Source organism: Woeseia sp. D3-10 (assembly GCF_055809415.1).
Map to the genome: position 1 here is coordinate 3,838,949 of NZ_JBVVTW010000007.1, position 16,826 is coordinate 3,855,774.

At 57.0% G+C, this 16,826-nt stretch carries 18 protein-coding genes; 14 read left to right on the forward strand and 4 right to left on the reverse strand.

Translation table 11 applies throughout. From position 1 onward, the window contains the following. Positions 1-7: 7 nt before the first annotated feature. Positions 8-460 (reverse strand): type II secretion system major pseudopilin GspG, encoded by a 453-nt coding sequence (gene gspG, locus AC0L8N_RS17570; RefSeq protein ID WP_473669521.1) that lies wholly within the window; start codon positions 458-460, stop codon positions 8-10. Between the two features lie 96 nt (positions 461-556). Here gspG and rrtA point away from each other — a divergent pair, with 96 nt between their 5' ends. The 9 genes from rrtA (at position 557) to AC0L8N_RS17615 (ending at position 7,981) form a co-directional block, all read left to right on the forward strand. Then, the gene (gene rrtA, locus AC0L8N_RS17575; RefSeq protein ID WP_473669523.1) at positions 557-1,177 is read left to right on the forward strand and encodes a rhombosortase; all 621 of its coding nucleotides are present in this window, start codon (positions 557-559) and stop codon (positions 1,175-1,177) included. A gap of 32 nt (positions 1,178-1,209) precedes the next feature. Next, positions 1,210-2,151, forward strand: coding sequence for an ACP S-malonyltransferase (gene fabD / locus AC0L8N_RS17580; protein ID WP_473669525.1), 942 nt, complete (start codon positions 1,210-1,212; stop codon positions 2,149-2,151). A gap of 19 nt (positions 2,152-2,170) precedes the next feature. Continuing rightward, the gene (fabG, locus tag AC0L8N_RS17585) at positions 2,171-2,926 is read left to right on the forward strand and encodes a 3-oxoacyl-ACP reductase FabG (RefSeq protein WP_473669527.1); all 756 of its coding nucleotides are present in this window, start codon (positions 2,171-2,173) and stop codon (positions 2,924-2,926) included. Between the two features lie 338 nt (positions 2,927-3,264). After that, the gene (acpP, locus tag AC0L8N_RS17590; RefSeq protein WP_068615708.1) at positions 3,265-3,507 is read left to right on the forward strand and encodes an acyl carrier protein; all 243 of its coding nucleotides are present in this window, start codon (positions 3,265-3,267) and stop codon (positions 3,505-3,507) included. 86 nt (positions 3,508-3,593) lie between these two features. Then, positions 3,594-4,835 (forward strand): beta-ketoacyl-ACP synthase II, encoded by a 1,242-nt coding sequence (gene fabF, locus AC0L8N_RS17595; RefSeq protein ID WP_473669529.1) that lies wholly within the window; start codon positions 3,594-3,596, stop codon positions 4,833-4,835. A gap of 119 nt (positions 4,836-4,954) precedes the next feature. After that, a complete protein-coding gene (gene mltG / locus AC0L8N_RS17600) occupies positions 4,955-5,986 on the forward strand; it encodes an endolytic transglycosylase MltG (protein ID WP_473669531.1) in 1,032 nt (343 codons plus the stop codon). Position 5,987: 1 nt separating this feature from the next. After that, positions 5,988-6,608 carry a dTMP kinase gene (tmk, locus tag AC0L8N_RS17605; RefSeq protein ID WP_473669533.1) on the forward strand — a complete coding sequence of 207 codons (621 nt, stop codon included), beginning with the start codon at positions 5,988-5,990 and terminating at the stop codon, positions 6,606-6,608. A 40-nt stretch (positions 6,609-6,648) separates the two neighbouring features. Beyond that, positions 6,649-7,635, forward strand: coding sequence for a hypothetical protein (locus tag AC0L8N_RS17610; RefSeq protein ID WP_473669535.1), 987 nt, complete (start codon positions 6,649-6,651; stop codon positions 7,633-7,635). 7 nt (positions 7,636-7,642) lie between these two features. Further along, entirely contained in the window at positions 7,643-7,981 is a 339-nt protein-coding gene (locus AC0L8N_RS17615) for a PilZ domain-containing protein (protein WP_068615701.1), read from the forward strand. 179 nt (positions 7,982-8,160) lie between these two features. On the opposite strand, the gene AC0L8N_RS17620 is transcribed toward AC0L8N_RS17615, so the two are convergent. The 3 genes from AC0L8N_RS17620 to AC0L8N_RS17630 form a co-directional block, all read right to left on the reverse strand. Continuing rightward, complete coding sequence (locus AC0L8N_RS17620) at positions 8,161-9,210, reverse strand: cyclic nucleotide-binding domain-containing protein (protein ID WP_473669537.1); 1,050 nt, start codon at positions 9,208-9,210, stop codon at positions 8,161-8,163. Positions 9,211-9,398: 188 nt separating this feature from the next. Continuing rightward, positions 9,399-11,459, reverse strand: coding sequence for a 3-hydroxyacyl-CoA dehydrogenase NAD-binding domain-containing protein (locus tag AC0L8N_RS17625; protein WP_473669539.1), 2,061 nt, complete (start codon positions 11,457-11,459; stop codon positions 9,399-9,401). Between the two features lie 62 nt (positions 11,460-11,521). Then, positions 11,522-12,256 (reverse strand): endonuclease/exonuclease/phosphatase family protein, encoded by a 735-nt coding sequence (locus AC0L8N_RS17630; RefSeq protein WP_473669541.1) that lies wholly within the window; start codon positions 12,254-12,256, stop codon positions 11,522-11,524. 206 nt (positions 12,257-12,462) lie between these two features. Here AC0L8N_RS17630 and AC0L8N_RS17635 point away from each other — a divergent pair, with 206 nt between their 5' ends. The 5 genes from AC0L8N_RS17635 to AC0L8N_RS17655 all read left to right on the forward strand — a co-directional run bounded on the left by AC0L8N_RS17635 (position 12,463) and on the right by AC0L8N_RS17655 (position 16,652). Next, entirely contained in the window at positions 12,463-12,912 is a 450-nt protein-coding gene (locus tag AC0L8N_RS17635; protein ID WP_473669543.1) for a TIR domain-containing protein, read from the forward strand. A 44-nt stretch (positions 12,913-12,956) separates the two neighbouring features. After that, positions 12,957-13,961 (forward strand): glycerophosphodiester phosphodiesterase, encoded by a 1,005-nt coding sequence (glpQ, locus tag AC0L8N_RS17640; RefSeq protein ID WP_473669545.1) that lies wholly within the window; start codon positions 12,957-12,959, stop codon positions 13,959-13,961. Between the two features lie 126 nt (positions 13,962-14,087). After that, on the forward strand, positions 14,088-14,648 hold the full coding sequence (locus AC0L8N_RS17645) for a hypothetical protein (RefSeq protein ID WP_473669547.1): 561 nt from the start codon (positions 14,088-14,090) through the stop codon (positions 14,646-14,648). Between the two features lie 67 nt (positions 14,649-14,715). Further along, the gene (locus AC0L8N_RS17650) at positions 14,716-15,522 is read left to right on the forward strand and encodes an MbnP family copper-binding protein (protein WP_473669549.1); all 807 of its coding nucleotides are present in this window, start codon (positions 14,716-14,718) and stop codon (positions 15,520-15,522) included. Continuing rightward, positions 15,519-16,652 carry an MbnH family di-heme enzyme gene (locus tag AC0L8N_RS17655; RefSeq protein WP_473669551.1) on the forward strand — a complete coding sequence of 378 codons (1,134 nt, stop codon included), beginning with the start codon at positions 15,519-15,521 and terminating at the stop codon, positions 16,650-16,652. The genes AC0L8N_RS17650 and AC0L8N_RS17655 overlap by 4 nt, the downstream gene beginning before the upstream one ends. Positions 16,653-16,826: the final 174 nt, after the last annotated feature.

The window sequence follows — 16,826 nt, forward strand, 5'->3', positions numbered from 1 at the left end:
AGTTGGCCTAATTGAGATCCCAGTTGCCAAAGTCGGCATCTTCACCTTCGCCACCCGGTCGACCGTCGCGGCCGAGCGTGTAGATATCGAACTCGCCATTGTTGCCGGGACTCAGGTACTGATAAGGATTGCCCCAAGGGTCTTTCGGCAACCGTTCGAGGTATCCACCTGCTTTCCAGTTCTTGACGTTTGGGTCGTTGGGCCTAGTTACCAGCGCGTCCAGTCCCTGTTCAGTCGATGGGTAACTGAAGTTATCGAGCCGGTAGAATTTCAACGCGTTTTCTATGCCGCGCAGATCTTGTTTGGCAGCGGCAATCTGGGCGTCGCCGACCCTGCCAATGACATTGGGTGCGACAATAGCTGTCAGAATACCGAGAATAATGACCACGACCATGATTTCGATCAGGGTGAAACCTTGCTGGCCGCGACGTTGCTGGCAGCGGGATATGTTCTGTGTCACAGCGCTTACTCCGGGATACCCGCAATTTAGATTGCGAAGTGATGAATTGTCGACTTGTCTGATTAAACGCGAGTATATCAAACATGGGGTTAAATCATGTTCGAAGATAGGAAAGCGGTGAACGCCTATCCCGTTGTCACGTGGCTCCGTCAATGGTGGCTGCCAGCGCTGATTGCCCTGGCAGCCGTGCTGGCGGAGACCGGTGGGGACGTGGCCCGGGTAGTGCTGCGCTACGAGCGTATGCCGATCGTTGAAGGTGAGTATTGGCGACTGGTGAGCGGCCATTTCGTGCACCTGGGCTGGACCCATCTGTTGATGAACATGGTTGCCTTGCTGTTGATCTGGCTCTTGGTGGGCGATCGCCTGAACGGGCGAGAATGGCTTCTGGCCGCTGCGATTATTATCGCGACCATCGATGTGGGGTTCTGGTGGCTCGATACCCAGCTGGTTTGGTACGTCGGCTTTTCCGGCGTGCTCCACGGTATGTTATTGGCCGGACTTATTGCGCAATGGCGACGTGCCAGTGGCGAAATCTGGCTGTTGGGCGGGTTGTTGTTTGCGAAGCTGATCTACGAGCAGGCCGCAGGGCCGTTGCCCGGTTCGGTTGCGTCAGCAGGCGGCGACGTTGTGGTGAATGCCCACCTGTACGGCGCAGCAGGCGGCTTGCTCGCCGTCGCTGCGGCCAAAATTAGGGTCATGCAGTCACCGTCTATATAATGCGCGCGCATTGATTTGCGAAGGAGAGAGAGTTGACGTTTGCAGTGGTATTTCCCGGTCAGGGGTCACAGTCGCCAGGCATGCAGAAGGCGCTGTCTGAATCATTCACAGAGGTCGTCCAGACCTACGCGGAAGCCAGCGAGGTGCTGGGCTACGACCTGTGGGCGCTGGTGCAGGACGGTTCCGCGGAGGACCTTGACCGCACTGTGGTCACGCAACCGGCCATGTTGACCGCGGGTATTGCAGCCTGGCGTTGCTGGCAGAAAGCAGGCGGCGGGATGCCGGCGTGGATGGCTGGTCACAGCCTGGGCGAGTACACCGCCCTGGTTGCGGCCGGTGCATTGACGTTTGCCGATGCGCTCGCCCTCGTGGCCAAGCGCGCAGAATTCATGCAGCAGGCAGTTCCCGAAGGCAGCGGTGCTATGGCGGCAATTCTTGGACTGGATGACTCTGCTGTTGTCGAGGTTTGCAGCGCGGCCGCGAATGACCAGGTCGTTAGTGCGGTCAACTTCAATTCTCCAGGGCAAGTTGTTATCGCTGGTGAAAAATCAGCGGTTGAGCGCGCGGTTGACGGGGCAAAAGCTGCCGGTGCGAAACGTGCGTTGCTGTTGCGGGTCAGTGTGCCGTCGCATTCCGCGTTGATGCAGCCCGCTGCCGATGCTCTTGAGCCAATGCTCAATGCCGTTGCATTGTCGGCGCCGGCCGTGTCGGTACTGAGCAACGTCGATGTCGAGCCTTACACCGACGTGCAACAAATACGGGAAGGCTTGCGCCGGCAATTGTATTCGCCGGTACGCTGGTCTGACACGATACGGCACATGTCTGCGAACGGCGTGTCATTGGCGATTGAATGCGGTCCGGGCAAGGTGCTTGCAGGTCTGGTGAAACGCATCGACAGGGAGGTGACAGGTGTTTTCGTTGACGATGCCGACAGCCTGCAAAAAGCACTGGCCTTGAGTGGTACAGGCAATTGATTTACGAAAGGAGTTACACATGACTAGCGCATTCAATAGCAACTTGCTGGACGGGCAGGTTGCCCTGGTGACTGGCGCGTCACGCGGCATCGGTGCGGCCATTGCGGCCACGCTGCGCGCGTGCGGCGCGACGGTTATTGGCACCGCAACCAGTGAGTCGGGCGCGGCATCCATCAGCGCGGCGCTGGGCGAGGGTGGTCGAGGCGCAGTACTCGATATCGCGAGTGCGGAATCCGTGGATGCGCTGTTGGCTGACATCGGCAAAACGGAAGGTGCACCGACAATCGTCGTCAACAACGCCGGCATCACCCGCGACAATTTGTTGATGCGTATGAAGCCCGAAGAATGGGATGACGTACTCGCAACCAATTTATCCGGCGTCTACCGGGTTTGCCGCGGCGCGGTGCGCGGCATGATGAAAGCGCGCCATGGGCGCATTGTTAATATCGCTTCGGTAATTGGTGTTATGGGCAATGCGGGGCAGGCGAACTACGCCGCCGCGAAAGCCGGAATCATCGGCTTTTCCAAGTCACTTGCTCGCGAATTGGGTTCGCGCAACATTACAGTCAACGTTGTTGCGCCGGGTTTTATCGATACCGATATGACCCGAGTATTGCCGGACGAGCAGCGCACTGCATTGCTGGGCCAGGTGCCACTGGGACGTCTCGGTGACGCTGAGGACATTGCCAATGCGGTGGTGTTCTTGTGCTCGGACGCTGCGGCATACATCACCGGCGAGACGATGCATGTTAACGGCGGAATGTTGATGGATTGAGCGCCAGGTTTGCACTTGTTTGCGGCCTGCGTGCCGTTAAAGTCAATAGGTAAATCAATCGCTTATACATGGGGCGGCGAGCATTGGCAACTGTGCGCGGACAGCAATTATCCGCGGTCCGGTCGCAATTGTAGATTGCCATGGGTCTTTCACATACAATACCGTCCCACGGCATGGCCGGGGCTTGAATTATCAAGAACTTACGTCACCAGAGATGACCTCGCGCCTTAACTGCCGCGGTTATCGCGGGGTGCAAAAATGACATACCAAAGGAACTCTAAGGTCGCCGACGTTGGTTCGCGGTCTATTGAAGTCTCTTCTTAGGAGAAGCGGTCACTATGAGCAGTATTGAAGAACAAGTTAAAAGCATCGTTGCAGAGCAGTTGGGTGTAAAAGAAGACGAAGTTACCAACGATGCATCATTTGTCGATGATCTCGGCGCTGATTCGCTCGACACCGTCGAGCTGGTTATGGCTCTCGAAGAAGAGTTCGAGACCGAGATTCCTGACGAAGAAGCTGAGAAAATTACGACTGTTCAACAGGCTATCGACTTCGTTACTGCACGTCGCAGCGACTCCTGATACCTTGACGGGAGCGGCTCAGTCAGGAGTCGTTCCCGTAGTTCCCTGTTTCCCCGGCATCAGGCCTCTGTCCTTCGGAACGTACATTGAATAAACGTCGTGTTGTTGTAACCGGCATGGGCATTGTTTCCCCGGTCGGCAGTCAGCTCGAAACGGCTTGGCAGAATGTCTGCGAAGGCGAGTCTGGCATTCGCAAAATCGATAATTTCGATGCGAGTGCATTCAGTACTCAGATCGCAGGGCAGGTTGCCGGCTTCGATGTTGATGCGTATCTGAAACCCAAAGACGCCCGCAAGATGGATACGTTCATGCACTACGGTATAGCCGCCAGTGTGGACGCCATCAACGATGCCGGGCTGACTATCGACGAAAGTAACGGGCACCGTATCGGCGTCGCCATGGGCGCTGGTATTGGCGGCCTGGAAACTATCGAAGAAAACCACAGCAAGATGCTGAAAGGCGGGCCGCGTAAGGTGTCGCCGTTCTTCATTCCGGGCAGCATCATCAACATGACCTCTGGCAATGTCAGCATCATGTACGGCATTACCGGGCCGAATCTTTCTATCGTAACGGCCTGCACAACCTCCACTCATTGCATCGGTATTGCGGCGCGGACTATTGCGTACGGCGATGCCGACGTCATGCTTGCAGGCGGTTCCGAGTACGCCACTACACCGCTGTCGATGGCCGGGTTCTGCGCGGCACGGGCAATGACCACCAGAAATGATGACCCGGCCGCGGCCAGTCGGCCGTTTGATCAGGATCGCGACGGCTTCGCCCTTAGTAACGGTGCGGGTTGTCTGGTCCTGGAAGAGTACGAGACCGCGAAAGCCCGCGGCGCAAGAATTTACGCTGAATTGATTGGCTTCGGCATGAGTGGCGATGCATTTCACATTACGTCACCACCGGCCGATGGCGAAGGCGCTCGCAAGTGTATGGCGGCGGCATTGAACGACGCCGGAATCCAGCCTGCCGATGTTGATTATCTGAATGCACACGGCACGTCCACACCGGTCGGCGATGTTGGTGAAACGATTGCCATCAAGCGCGCTTTCGGTGACGCTGCCAAAACGCTGGCGGTAAGCTCGACAAAATCCTGCACAGGGCATTTGCTGGGTGCGGCTGGTGCGGTAGAAGCAATATTTTCGATCCTGGCCATTCGTGATCAGGTGATTCCGCCCACCATTAATCTGGACAACCCGGGCGAAGGCTGCGATCTGGATTACGTGCCGCACACAGCGCGTGACAGCAAGGTTCGCATAGCTGTGAGTAACTCTTTCGGCTTCGGTGGAACCAACGGCAGCCTGGTATTTCGCGCGCCCGCGTGATTGCCGGGCGATAACGCCCTGACACCCGATTTCCAGCCAGACGCCTGAATTTGGGGCAGGAGTTGTTGCGCCAATCTGGCATCATGTTGTCACGTTAAGGAAAGGGTCCGATCGTCGAAATGCAGCGCTTATTCAAAACGCTACTGCTCATTGCCGCCATCGTCTCGGTTTCGCTGGTGCTGGCAACGTGGCAGATCCACCGTTACCTGCACTCGCCGTTGGCCGTTCCTGATGTGGGTCTGGAATTCGAGATTGCCCCGGGCGCTTCGTTGGGCAGTATCAGTCAGTCGCTGGCTGAACGCGATATTTTGACCTATCCCACGGTTTTTCGTTGGTACGGCCGGCTGAGCGGTCAGGCAACCGCTATCCATGCGGGTGAATACCGAATCGAACCGGGTACAACACCGGTGTCGTTGCTGCAAAAATTCGTGAGTGGTGAGGTGCAACTGCACTCATTTACCGTTATTGAGGGCTGGACCTTCCGGGAAATGTTGCAGGCCATGCACCGTCACCCGGACATTCAGGGCACGATGGTCTACGAAGACTGGCCCGCGCTATTGCAGCAATTGGATAGCGACTACGAGCATCCAGAAGGGCTTTTTCTGCCCGAAACGTACCGTTTTGCCAAAGGCTCGACGGACCTTGATCTGTTGCGCCAGGCGAACGGCATGATGAAGGTCGCTTTGCAGGAAGAATGGCAGGCCCGGGCGCCGGATTTGCCGTTATCAAATCCGTACGAAGCCTTGATTCTCGCGTCCATCATTGAAAAAGAGACAGGCCGTGCCGATGAGCGGGCGCGTATTGCGGGGGTATTTGTTCGTCGGCTGCAAACCCGCATGCGGCTGCAAACCGATCCAACGGTGATTTACGGGGTTGGCGAGGAGTACGCCGGCAACCTGACCCGCCGCCATTTGCGCACGGATACTGAGTACAACACCTACACCCGCCACGGCTTGCCGCCTACCCCGATTGCATTGCCCGGGCGAGATGCTATTCATGCCGCGCTGCACCCGGCGGATGGTAACGAATTGTTCTTTGTTGCCACGGGGAACGGCGATGGCAGTCACCGTTTTTCGGAGACAAAAGAACAACACGATGCAGCCGTGCAGGAATACCTGAAGCGATTGCGATCCGGAAAGTCGGGTGAATAGCGTGCAGCGAGGTAAATTCATAACGGTTGAAGGCGGTGAGGGAGTGGGCAAGTCCACCAACATCGATTTCATGGCAGCGCTGATCGAGGAACGGGGTTATACGGTCGTTCGCTCCCGCGAGCCCGGCGGTACTCCGCTGGCAGAACGGATACGCGGACTGTTGCTGGAGCACGGTGAGGAATGCCTGCCGGATACCGCGGAATTGCTGCTGTTTTTTGCGGCGCGTTCGCTCAATATCGAGAACGCAATCAAGCCGGCATTGGCTGCTGGACACTGGGTTTTGTGTGATCGTTTCACCGATGCGAGCCGTGCGTATCAAGGCTGTGGTCGCGGGCTCGATCTCGACAAAATCGAGACTCTGGCCCGTTGGGTGCATGCTGATGTACAGCCTGACCTGACGGTACTGCTTGATGCGCCGGCTGCGGTGGGCATGCAACGCGCGCAGAAGCGCGGCAAAGCGGATCGGCTTGAATCGGAACACGAGGCCTTCTACACGCGCGTGCGCGATGGTTACCTGGCTATTGCGAAGGCCGAGCCGGCTCGCTTCGCCGTTGTCGATGCAAGCCGGAATCTGGATGAGGTCCAGCAGCAGATCCGCTCGGCAATGGCCCGGTTTTTTTGATAAGTAAGTCGTTTAAGTAATCACCAGAAATTATTGAATTATGGTAATAAATTGGCTCACAAGTTTCGCCGAACGCTGGCAGACTCAGGTCCGGCAAGACCGTGCACCTCACGCGGTTCTGATGTTGGGCGCGCCAGGGGTGGGCAAACGGGCGGCGGCCGCATGGCTGGCGCAAACAAAGCTGCAGCCGGCCAAGGCCAGCGAATTGCCAGGCTATCCCGCCGAGGTGCCCGTACACCCGGACCTGCACTGGCTTACGCGCCCGGAAGACAAGCACACCATCGGCATAGACCAGGTTCGTTCGCTGATCGGTGAACTGAACCTGACGAGCCACAACGGTCTGGGCAAAGTCGCCATCGTGGAGCCGGCAAACATCATGACCGCCTCTGCCGCCAACAGCTTGCTCAAGACCCTGGAGGAGCCGCCGGGCGATGCCCTCATCATTCTCATAGCTGATCGGCTGAGCCGCCTGCCGGCGACTATTCTTAGTCGTTGCCAGAAAATCACCATAGGGATTCCAGACGAAGCGGTCAGTATCGAGTGGCTGGACCGGGTCCGACCCGGCATGCAATGGCCACAGGCGTTGCGAGAAGCTGGCGGAGCGCCACTCGCTGCGCTCATAGCAGCCGATCAGGTGGATGATACGGCCGCCCTCGGTCGGGACTTAAAGGCGCTTGCCAATCGCGCGGTGTCGCCCATCGACGTCGCCGAACGCTGGAGCAAGCAGAGTCCGACCCTGGCACTCGATTGGTTGGGCAGGCAGGTTCAGGACTGCATTTACCGTGTCGTCGGGCAAACCCAGTTTGGCGGCACCAACCTCATTAATGATTCTGTGCTGCAGTCCATGGACAGCCGAAATTTGTTCTGCTATCTAGACATAATCAATCGCTTACGTGGTCAGCCAAGTGGGTCTTATAACCTGCAGTTGACGCTCGAGGGGCTGCTTATCGACTGGGCCGAGGGCCTTGCACACTGTCGAGGGCGGGATAGCGATGGCGGCTTATGGCCACTGACTGTTTCAAGGTAACACTGTAATGACAAAGCCTGGCTTACTGACACTGACGATCAAGGACAAGAGCGCGTTGTATCTCGCGTACATGCCCTACGTTATCAACGGTGGGCTGTTCATTCCGACCAACAGCTCTTACCGTCTGGGCGACGAAGTGTTCATGTTGCTGAATCTGATGGGTGAAGAAGAGAAGATTCCGGTCGCCGGCACGGTGATCTGGATGACGCCCAAAGGCGCGCAGGGCAAGCGGACAGCTGGCATCGGCGTGCAATTCAGCGATCAGGATCAGGGCAACACGCAAAAGAAAATCGAGAACTACCTGGCTGGCGCGCTGGGTGGTGACAAGCCGACCCACACCATGTGAGGGACGCGCCGCCAACGTGCGGCGCAACGAGGTTTTCCAATTGCCATCGGTCTCGGTGGCTACTCGGCAAGTGACCCGGAATACGAATGAGCAGCGCAGTACCTGCGATGCTGAAGGTAGTCCATGCCCGCTAAGTCATGGGGTTGTGTCGTTGCGGCGGCGCTCAGGACGTGCAGGTATCAGCGCGAACCGTTGTTGCTAATACCGCCTTTGAGTACGTAGGCCTGAAAGCCTCGTTCGCTGAGTATGTAAGCACCCGCCGAACTGCGCCTGCCGGTGTCACAACACAGGACATATTGCTTGTCCGGGTCCAGCGTGTTGATTTTCAGGCGTATGAAATACAACGGGATGTTGATAGCGCCGGGCTGGTGATGATTTTCAAACTCGCTCGGCAGGCGTACGTCGAGCCACATGCCACCTTCAGCGACGATTTTCTCTGCGGCTGCCGTGTCGACCCAGTCGAGCATTGGCTCATTGAGAAGACGTTTAAAGTCATCTTTACCAAGACGCATTACCGACCCGTCAGTTTGCATCGTGACGGTGGCATTGCGCTTGGCGTCGGAAATCAAGGCCTCCTCGCCAAAGGTGTCGCCGACGTTAAGCTCGGCGAGCTTGATGCCGTCTTTGTTCAGGGGCGTTTCGCGCGTTACCAGGCACTTGCCCCGAGTCAGTACGTAGAAGTAATCGCCTTCGGCACCTTGCTTCAGGACGACGTCGCCGGATTTGTAGTTGATCTGCTGCATGCGCATGAAGATCGCCTGAATGTTGGCCGGCGGAATCTTATGGAATGCTTTGGTCTGCAACAGCATCGTCATCCAGTCGTCGCCGCCAACTTCGTCACTGCCGTGCAGTTCGGAAACTTCGTAGGAACCGGTTTGGTCCCAGGTCAGCATGACGTCGAGCAGGTCGCTGTCAATCGAGATGTACTGCACGCGGTCGCGAGCACGCGCCGCAACACGACGCGGGTAGTTCGGAGATACCGGGTTTCGAGCACTCTCGGTGCCGCCTTCAATAGTTTCCGTTACAGCGTCATGATCGAGCAGTTCCAGAGTGCCGGAAACCACGTAAACCGTGCGCTTTTCGGAATCGCCCTCTTTAAACAGTATCTGCTGCGGCGACAGCTCGCGGATCTGCACTTTGCCAGCCAGTGCCGCAAGATTGTCGCGCTTGAGCCCGTCAAGGGGGGAAAAACTCTTGAGCAGTTGGGTACTTAGCCGCTCAGCCGTCATTTTTTGTCCTGTCCATGCCAGAGCTGTGTCGTGAGTAACTCGCTGCACGTTGCCACTGGCTTGCGGCGTTTTGGCACAGCTACACGAATGTCGTAAGTTGTTATTCTACCTTCAATTTACGAGCTGCTGATACCCTCGTTGGCACGCAGCGTGAAACGGCGCACAGTTTACCAGAGGGAACGCCCGGGTCAGTCGACATTATTCAGTTTGTCGCGCAGATCCTGCCACCCAGGGTGCGGCTGAAAACGGTCGCCGTGTTTGGCCGCCAGCGCCGTGAGCGCCGCGATAACATTGTCTATGCCGCGATCCGCTGCGTACTTTAACGGGCCGCCACGAAACGGCGCAAAGCCGGTACCGAAGATGACCCCGGCATCCAGCAAGTCGGCGTCACTTACCACTGCTTCGCTGAGGCAGGCCACGGCTTCATTGACCATTGGCAACATCAAGCGGTCTTCAATATCGGCTGGCACAGTTGCTCCTGCCGAGGCCGGTTTGTGCGCTTTGCCATCAACCCAGGTGTAAAAGCCCTGGCCGGTCTTGCGACCCAGATTTCCCGATTCAACCATCTCGGCGAGGCGTTCAGGCACCGGCCGGTCGAATGCGGCGCCGAGTACTTTCGATACGTGCAAGGCCACGTCAATCCCGACGCTGTCGACCAGTTCGACCGGGCCCATCGGCATGCCGAAGTCCTCAGCCGCCTGGTCGATGTCCACCAGCGAGACACCGTCATTGGCAAGGTGCAAAGCCTCACCCATGTACGGTGTTAAAAGGCGATTGACCACAAACCCCGGCGCGCTGCGACAGGCGAGAGGGGACTTGCCGATGCGCTTGACGAACGCAAAGCCGGAGTCCATTACGTCATCGTCCGTGTCCTCGCAATGCACAATCTCAACCAGCGGTAACTGCGCAACCGGATTGAAGAAGTGCAGGCCGATGAAGCGGGTCGGCTCACGCAAATCAACGCGCAGCTCTTCCAGTCGGATGCTGGAGGTATTGGTGGCAAGCAATGCGCCACTCTTCATCTTGGCTTCAAGGGCGGCGTACAGTTCTTTTTTCGCGTCCAGATTTTCGTAGATGGCTTCGATGATCAGGTCGGCATCTGCAACGCCATTGCCTTCTACGTCGGCACGCAAGCGCTGCACGGCTGCAGCGCGCTGTTCATCGCTGCGGGTTTTCTTGGCAAACAGCTTGTGCGCGCGCTCCATTGCCGGCTGTATGTACTTTTCAGCCCGGTCTTGCAACGTCACGTCGAGTCCGCGCAATGCACACCAGGCAGCGATGTCGCCGCCCATAACGCCGGCACCCACGACGTGCACCTTGTTGATTGGCTGACCGGATTTGCCGCCTTGTCCCTTCAGTCGGTTTTGCAAAAAGAACACCCGAACGAGATTGCGGGAGGTTGGGCCGCACATCAGATTCGCGATCGAGCGGGCTTCGGCTTCGTAACCGGTACGCACCGCTGCGCCGTGTTCCTGCCACAGCGAGATTATGGCGTACGGCGCGGGGTAGTGATCTGCACGGGCTTTCGCGGCAACCTGTTTGCGCAGGGTGCGTGCCAGTATCGGTCGCGCGAAACCGAGATTCAGAATCCGGTCCAGCCAGCCCGCACGGGACAGGGCCGGGCGATCTTCGATCAGTTTGCGCGCCGCTTGTCGCCACTCCCCGGCCGTCGTCGTTGCATCGATCAGGCCGATGGCCCGACCCTTTTTGATCGTCACGGGTTTGCCGGTCAACATCAATTGCATGGCTGCCCGGACGCCCGCGATCTGTACGGCGCGCACCGTGCCGCCGAAGCCGGGGTGTATTCCCAGCTGCACTTCTGGCAGCCCCAGTATCGGCTTTGGCTGTTCGAGCGCGAGGCGGTAGTCGCACGCCATGGCGAGTTCCAGTCCTCCGCCAAGAGCGAAGCCGTTAATTGCGGCGACCGTGGGGCACGGCAGGGCTTCGACTTTGTCGAGCACCTGCTGGCCGAGCCGAATCAGTGCATAGCCCTGTTCCGGGTTCTCAATGGTGGTGAACTCATTGATGTCCGCACCCATGATAAAGCCGTTGTCCTTGCCTGAATGCAGGACAACGCCAGTCGGAGTCTTTGCCTGTAACGGTTCGAGATGTTCTGCGAGCTGCTGCAGTACCTCGCCAGACAGGACGTTGGCGCTGCCATCGGCTTTATCGAGGCATAGCCAAACGATGCCGTTATCGTCCGTTTCGCTGTGCCAGTGTGTTAAACGACCGTTTTCTGAAGTATTCATATGTCTCCCGCTTGCGCGCTGCGACCGAGTGGGGTTCGCCTCCAGGTTGGCAGCCAGTTTAGCTACTCAATGTCGAAATCACAGATCAGGGGTAAATGATCGGAGAATCGTACCTGAGGAATTTCGAAATTGGTCACGTTGATGCCGTCCTGGTAGAGGATGAAATCAAGCTCTTTGCGCGCTGCGCGGCTCGGGTAGGACGGCAAGCCTTCCACGTTGGCGCTCTTGAGTCCCGCGGCCTTCATGAACAGGTAGATTTCGTTCTGGCCCCAGAAGGTATTGAAGTCGCCCGCGACAATCACAGGCTTGCGGGTGACCGAGATCAGGTCGTAGAGCCGGCGCAGCTGCAAATGCCTGTGCCGGTACTTGAGCGACAAGTGCACGAGAAACACGGCGCATTCTTCCAGCTCCAGTTCGATAATGAGTCGTTTTACCCCGGTGTCGAAGAAGTGAAATGACTCGCCGTGTATGCCGGGTCCTGCCAGCAGGGCATTGCCTTGCTTGCGGATAATCGGCAGCAATTGATTGATCGAGCTTTCGCCGTACTTGACCTGAAATGACGAGCTCATGCCCATCGATGCGGCGATGGTTTCTGCCTGATTGACCTTGCGGCTGCGAATTGAGCCCGTATCGACCTCGATGAGTCCAACGATATCCGGGTTCTGGCCCTTGATGAAACGCGTTATATCAGGGAGCACCGTCTGGTTGCCCAGCAAATAGCCGGCGCCCGGCAGCGGCATGTGCATGTTCGCGCCCACGCCGACCGCGTAGCGAATGTTATACAAAAGGAGTCGCATCAGATTTGGACGACGGAAATCGGCAGGATTGCGATGGCGCTCGTGCTCTAAAGGCCAGTAAGCGCATTACGATACCTGAAAGGGCGAAGCCAAGGAAATTGACCCGCAGGAGTGCCGGCAAATTTGCGATGCCGCTGGCGGCTTGTGGCATTGCTAAGTCTGGATTAGCTACACTTGGACCAGCAGGCAACAGCAGGGAGTTCACAGTGTCAGAAAGCAATCCAGTTCGGATATTCGTATCGCATCTGTTTGAAGAGGATCCCGACTATTTGCGCGTATTTGAGTTTCTGGAAAGTGTTGATCGCTTCTACTACTTAAACTGCAGCAAGCCAGAAAACATGCCGGCTGGAGGCGGGCAAGAGGCCGTCCGAGACGAGATTATTGCGCAGATCAAGGAGGCGGAGGCTGTCGTCATACTGGCCACTCATTATTCCGAGAACGAGGATCTGGTGCGGTTTCAGCTGGACGTTGCTGAGGCTAACGAAAAGCCGATACTCGCGATACGTCCATTCGGTGGCGTGGTGAACAGTGCCGATGCCCTGATCGCCCGGGTTCATGAGCACCTGGAGTGGAACGAGCGTGATATCGCGGATGCCATTAAACGGCAGGCGCGGCTGGAAGATACAACCCGTTGGGATGTGATAGATTTTCCTTAAATAACAAGTGGGTATAGATACTTCCAATAATATAAGTTAACTACGTGCAAGCGGCGAAAAAGCGTGCAGCCGCTTCTGGCAGGATGTCCATGACCGACAGGCAAAGTTCGCCTCTTATCATTGCTCACCGCGGTGCCTGTGGCTATCTGCCGGAACATACTCTGCCCGCCAAGGCGCTGGCTTACGGCATGGGTGCGGATTATCTGGAACAGGATGTCGTGGTCAGTCGCGATGACGAGTTGATTGTTCTGCACGACATTCACGTCGATCGTGTCAGCAATGTTGCTGAGCTTTTTCCCGGCAGGGCGCGCGATGACGGCCGCTACTATGTGCGGGACTTCGATCTGGCTGAGTTACGAACCTTATCGATTTGGGAGCGCTTCTCAGACAATGCAGGGCAAGAGCCCGTTTTTCCTCAGCGCTTCCCTGCGCACAGTGGTCAATTCCAGATAGCGACCCTCGATGACGAATTGCAAATGATTGCCGGTCTCAACCGCGCGACTGGTCGGCAAGTCGGTATTTATCCCGAGGTCAAGAATCCCGCCTGGCACCATGAAGAAGGCGTGGATTGCGCGTCATTGTTACTGAAGCTCCTCGAACGCTACGGCTATACCAAATCTGAGGACCCGGTTTTCGTGCAGTGTTTCGATGCTGCGGAGTTGCGCCGTATCCGGGAAGACCTGGGTTGCCGGATGAAGCTGATTCAACTCGTCGCGGACAATGCATGGGGCGAGTCCACTACGGACTACACGCATTTAATGAGCGTCGCCGGCTTACGCGACGTCGCTGAATACGCCGATGGAATAGGGCCATGGCTGCGGCAGTTGTACACCGTGCCGTTGATAGACGGCGAGCCATTGTCCAGTGGTCTGGTCGAGCGGGCTCACGCGGCCGGTTTGAAAGTTCACCCGTACACGTTCCGCGCCGACGCTGTTGAGCCCTGTTTTGGCGATTTTTTGACCATGGTCAGCTGGTTCACCGGGGAACTGCAGGTTGACGGGCTGTTCACTGACTTCCCGGACCGGGCACGGGCCGCATTGCCGTACTAGACCTGGGTCGTTCGTTTTAATTATTGAATTTATTTGGATTTTTCGGTTTTCAGCGGGCTTTCGCTGACGCCGGGCAAAATCCGGAGTTGCTGGATTGAGAACTCTGTCCTTTTCAGCGGCAAGAAAGTGCATAATCTTTGGCGATGCCAGTGGTTTATTGAGACCAGTGTGATCGATGACCTTGCACATAATTTGATCTATCTGACCGGCGGTTCGTTCGCTGCGGGTTGGCTTGTGGCAAAAATCGGCGCTTTTCTCAGCCGACGCTGGTCATCGTCCAAGCGTGACCCGCGGGATGACCGCATCCGCTCCATAGAAGCAGAGCTTCGTGTTACCGGTGTCAGCAGGGAAAAACTGCTGCAAGAACTGGAATCCAGCAAGAAAGAATTGGGCGCCAGCGAAGCGAAAATGAAAGAACACGCAGCAACTATCAAAGAGCAGTTGACAGAGATCAACAAGCTGCGGGCCGATCTCAAAGCGTCGGTCAGAAAGACGGACGAACTGCGCAACGAGTTGAGCGACCGGGCAGAAGAGAACCTGCGCTCGACCTGCCGCTTACGCGACATTGAGACGGAATTGTCAGTCGTGCGCGCTTCGACAGATCTGATGAGTACCGGGGTACTCGACTACAACATCGACGAAGACGACGAGGAAGAAGCGGCGCAAATCATCAAGTCCGTTTCCTGAACCCAACATTCCTGAGTACATTGGCGTCCGCGCGGTACCCGTGGTGCCTGCTACTATCGGCGGCAGAATGCGCCGACTTTTCACTCCACTGTTGTTTCTTTCAGTATTTCTGCTCGCAGCCTGCGGCGAGCGGCGGCAGCCGGTGGACATTAGCTTTGCGGCAGTTTTTGGTGACAGTGACATCTCGTGTTCAGAGAATGGCCTTGGAATCAGCTTGTCGGACCTGCGCTTTTTCGTACACGACGTTCGTCTGCAAACCGCCAACGGCCAGGATGTGCACCTTTCGCTAACACCGGAAGCTGGCTGGCAAACCGACAGCGTCGCGCTGATCGATCTGGAAAACGGCGAACAGGGTTGCATCAATGGCAGTCCCGAAACCAACGTCTTGTTGAAAGGCACCGTGCCGGCAGGCGTGTACACCGGATTAAGCTTTCAAATAGGCGTACCTGAGGCACTTAATCACGCGGACCCGCTGTATGCCGAGGCGCCGTTAACGCAGTCAGTAATGCATTGGCACTGGCGATCTGGCTACAAATTCATGCGCGCGGGTTTCAGGCAGGGTCCGGATGGCGCCTGGTTGCATCTCGGCAGCGCCCGTTGCCATGGGACGATCGGCAATCTAAGCGGTTGCGACGTGGCAAACCGAGCGAATGTCAGCTTGTCGGACTTCGACCCCCAGCAACATTCTGTCGCGATCGATCTGCAACGGCTATTCGCAGCCTCCTCGCTTAGTGATGGCGCGATCGACAGTTGCCAGATGGGACCTGATGAGCGAATTTGCGACGGCATTGCCGCGGCGCTAGGACTGGATCCTGCCAACGGAACCAATGCCAACCCGGCACCAGCGTTCAGGCGGGTTGATACCAGGCCATGACAAAGTGGCTGGTCGCTGCGGTCATACTGCTCTTGCTAGCGGTTGTTACCGTCGATCGTTGGCCTGGCAATGAGGACTTCGATTGGCGCCTGCCGCCCGGACACCCGCTGCCGATCGTGCCGGACGACAATCCCATGTCAGACGCCAAAGTTGAACTGGGCCGCTGGTTGTTCTACGACACCCGGCTTTCAATCACGGGCGAAATGTCCTGCGCCACCTGCCACAGGCAGGAACTCGCATTTACGGATGGGCGTGCGCGTGCAATCGGTGCTACCGGCGAGATTCATCCGCGCGGCTCGATGAGTCTTGTGAACGCGGCTTTCTCAGGCCGTCTGAATTGGGCCAATCACTTGCTTGACCGTTTGGAAATTCAAGCATTGACGCCGTTGTTCGGTGAGTCGCCGGTAGAGATGGGAATGGTTGGCCGGGAAGACGCCGTCATCGACCTGTTGCGAAATGACAAACGCTATCGTGATTTGTTACCGCGCGCATTTCCGAACGATGCCGATCCGTATTCTGTTTTGAATCTGGTGCGCGCGATCTCGAGCTTTACTCGAAGTATCGTTTCGTTCAACAGTAGCTATGACCGTTATTTGCGAGGGCAACGTGACGCGATGAACGACAGCGCTGTGCGTGGCATGGAACTGTTCTTCTCTGAACGCTTCGAGTGTTTTCATTGTCACGGTGGATTCAATTTTACCGACTCAAGCACACATTCAGCCACCACGGTCAGCAATGTCGGCTTTCACAACAACGGCCTGTACAACATTGGTGGCGATGGCAGCTATCCTGCCGACAACACCGGGCTTTATGATCTGACCGGGCAACGGCGTGACACCGGGCGGTTCAAGGCACCAACACTCCGCAACATAAAAGTGACTGCGCCGTACATGCACGACGGTAGTTTGGCGACCTTGTCAGAAGTACTTGAACACTATTCGCGGGGTGGACGCCTGATTGAAAACGGTCCGCAGGCTGGCGATGGCCGGCACAACCCGTACCGTTCGGAATTTGTGACCGGGTTCGACATGAGCAGTGGCGAGCAGGACGATCTGCTCGCGTTCCTCGAAGCGTTAACAGATGAGACCGTGTTGACTGATCCACGGTATGCGGATCCCTATCGTCGTTGAAGGGTACCGTTGGGCAACCGACGTCTTTGCAGGCAGTCTGCTTGCTTCGCTGGTTGAAGGCTGCTGCGGTTTCGCAAAGTTGTGTCGCGCCTGGGTGGCGTTCGGCGGGGCATGCTCGTATGCACCTTGGCTATGCAATACAAGGCGGCTCGTGGCGCATCGTGCTATTAAGCA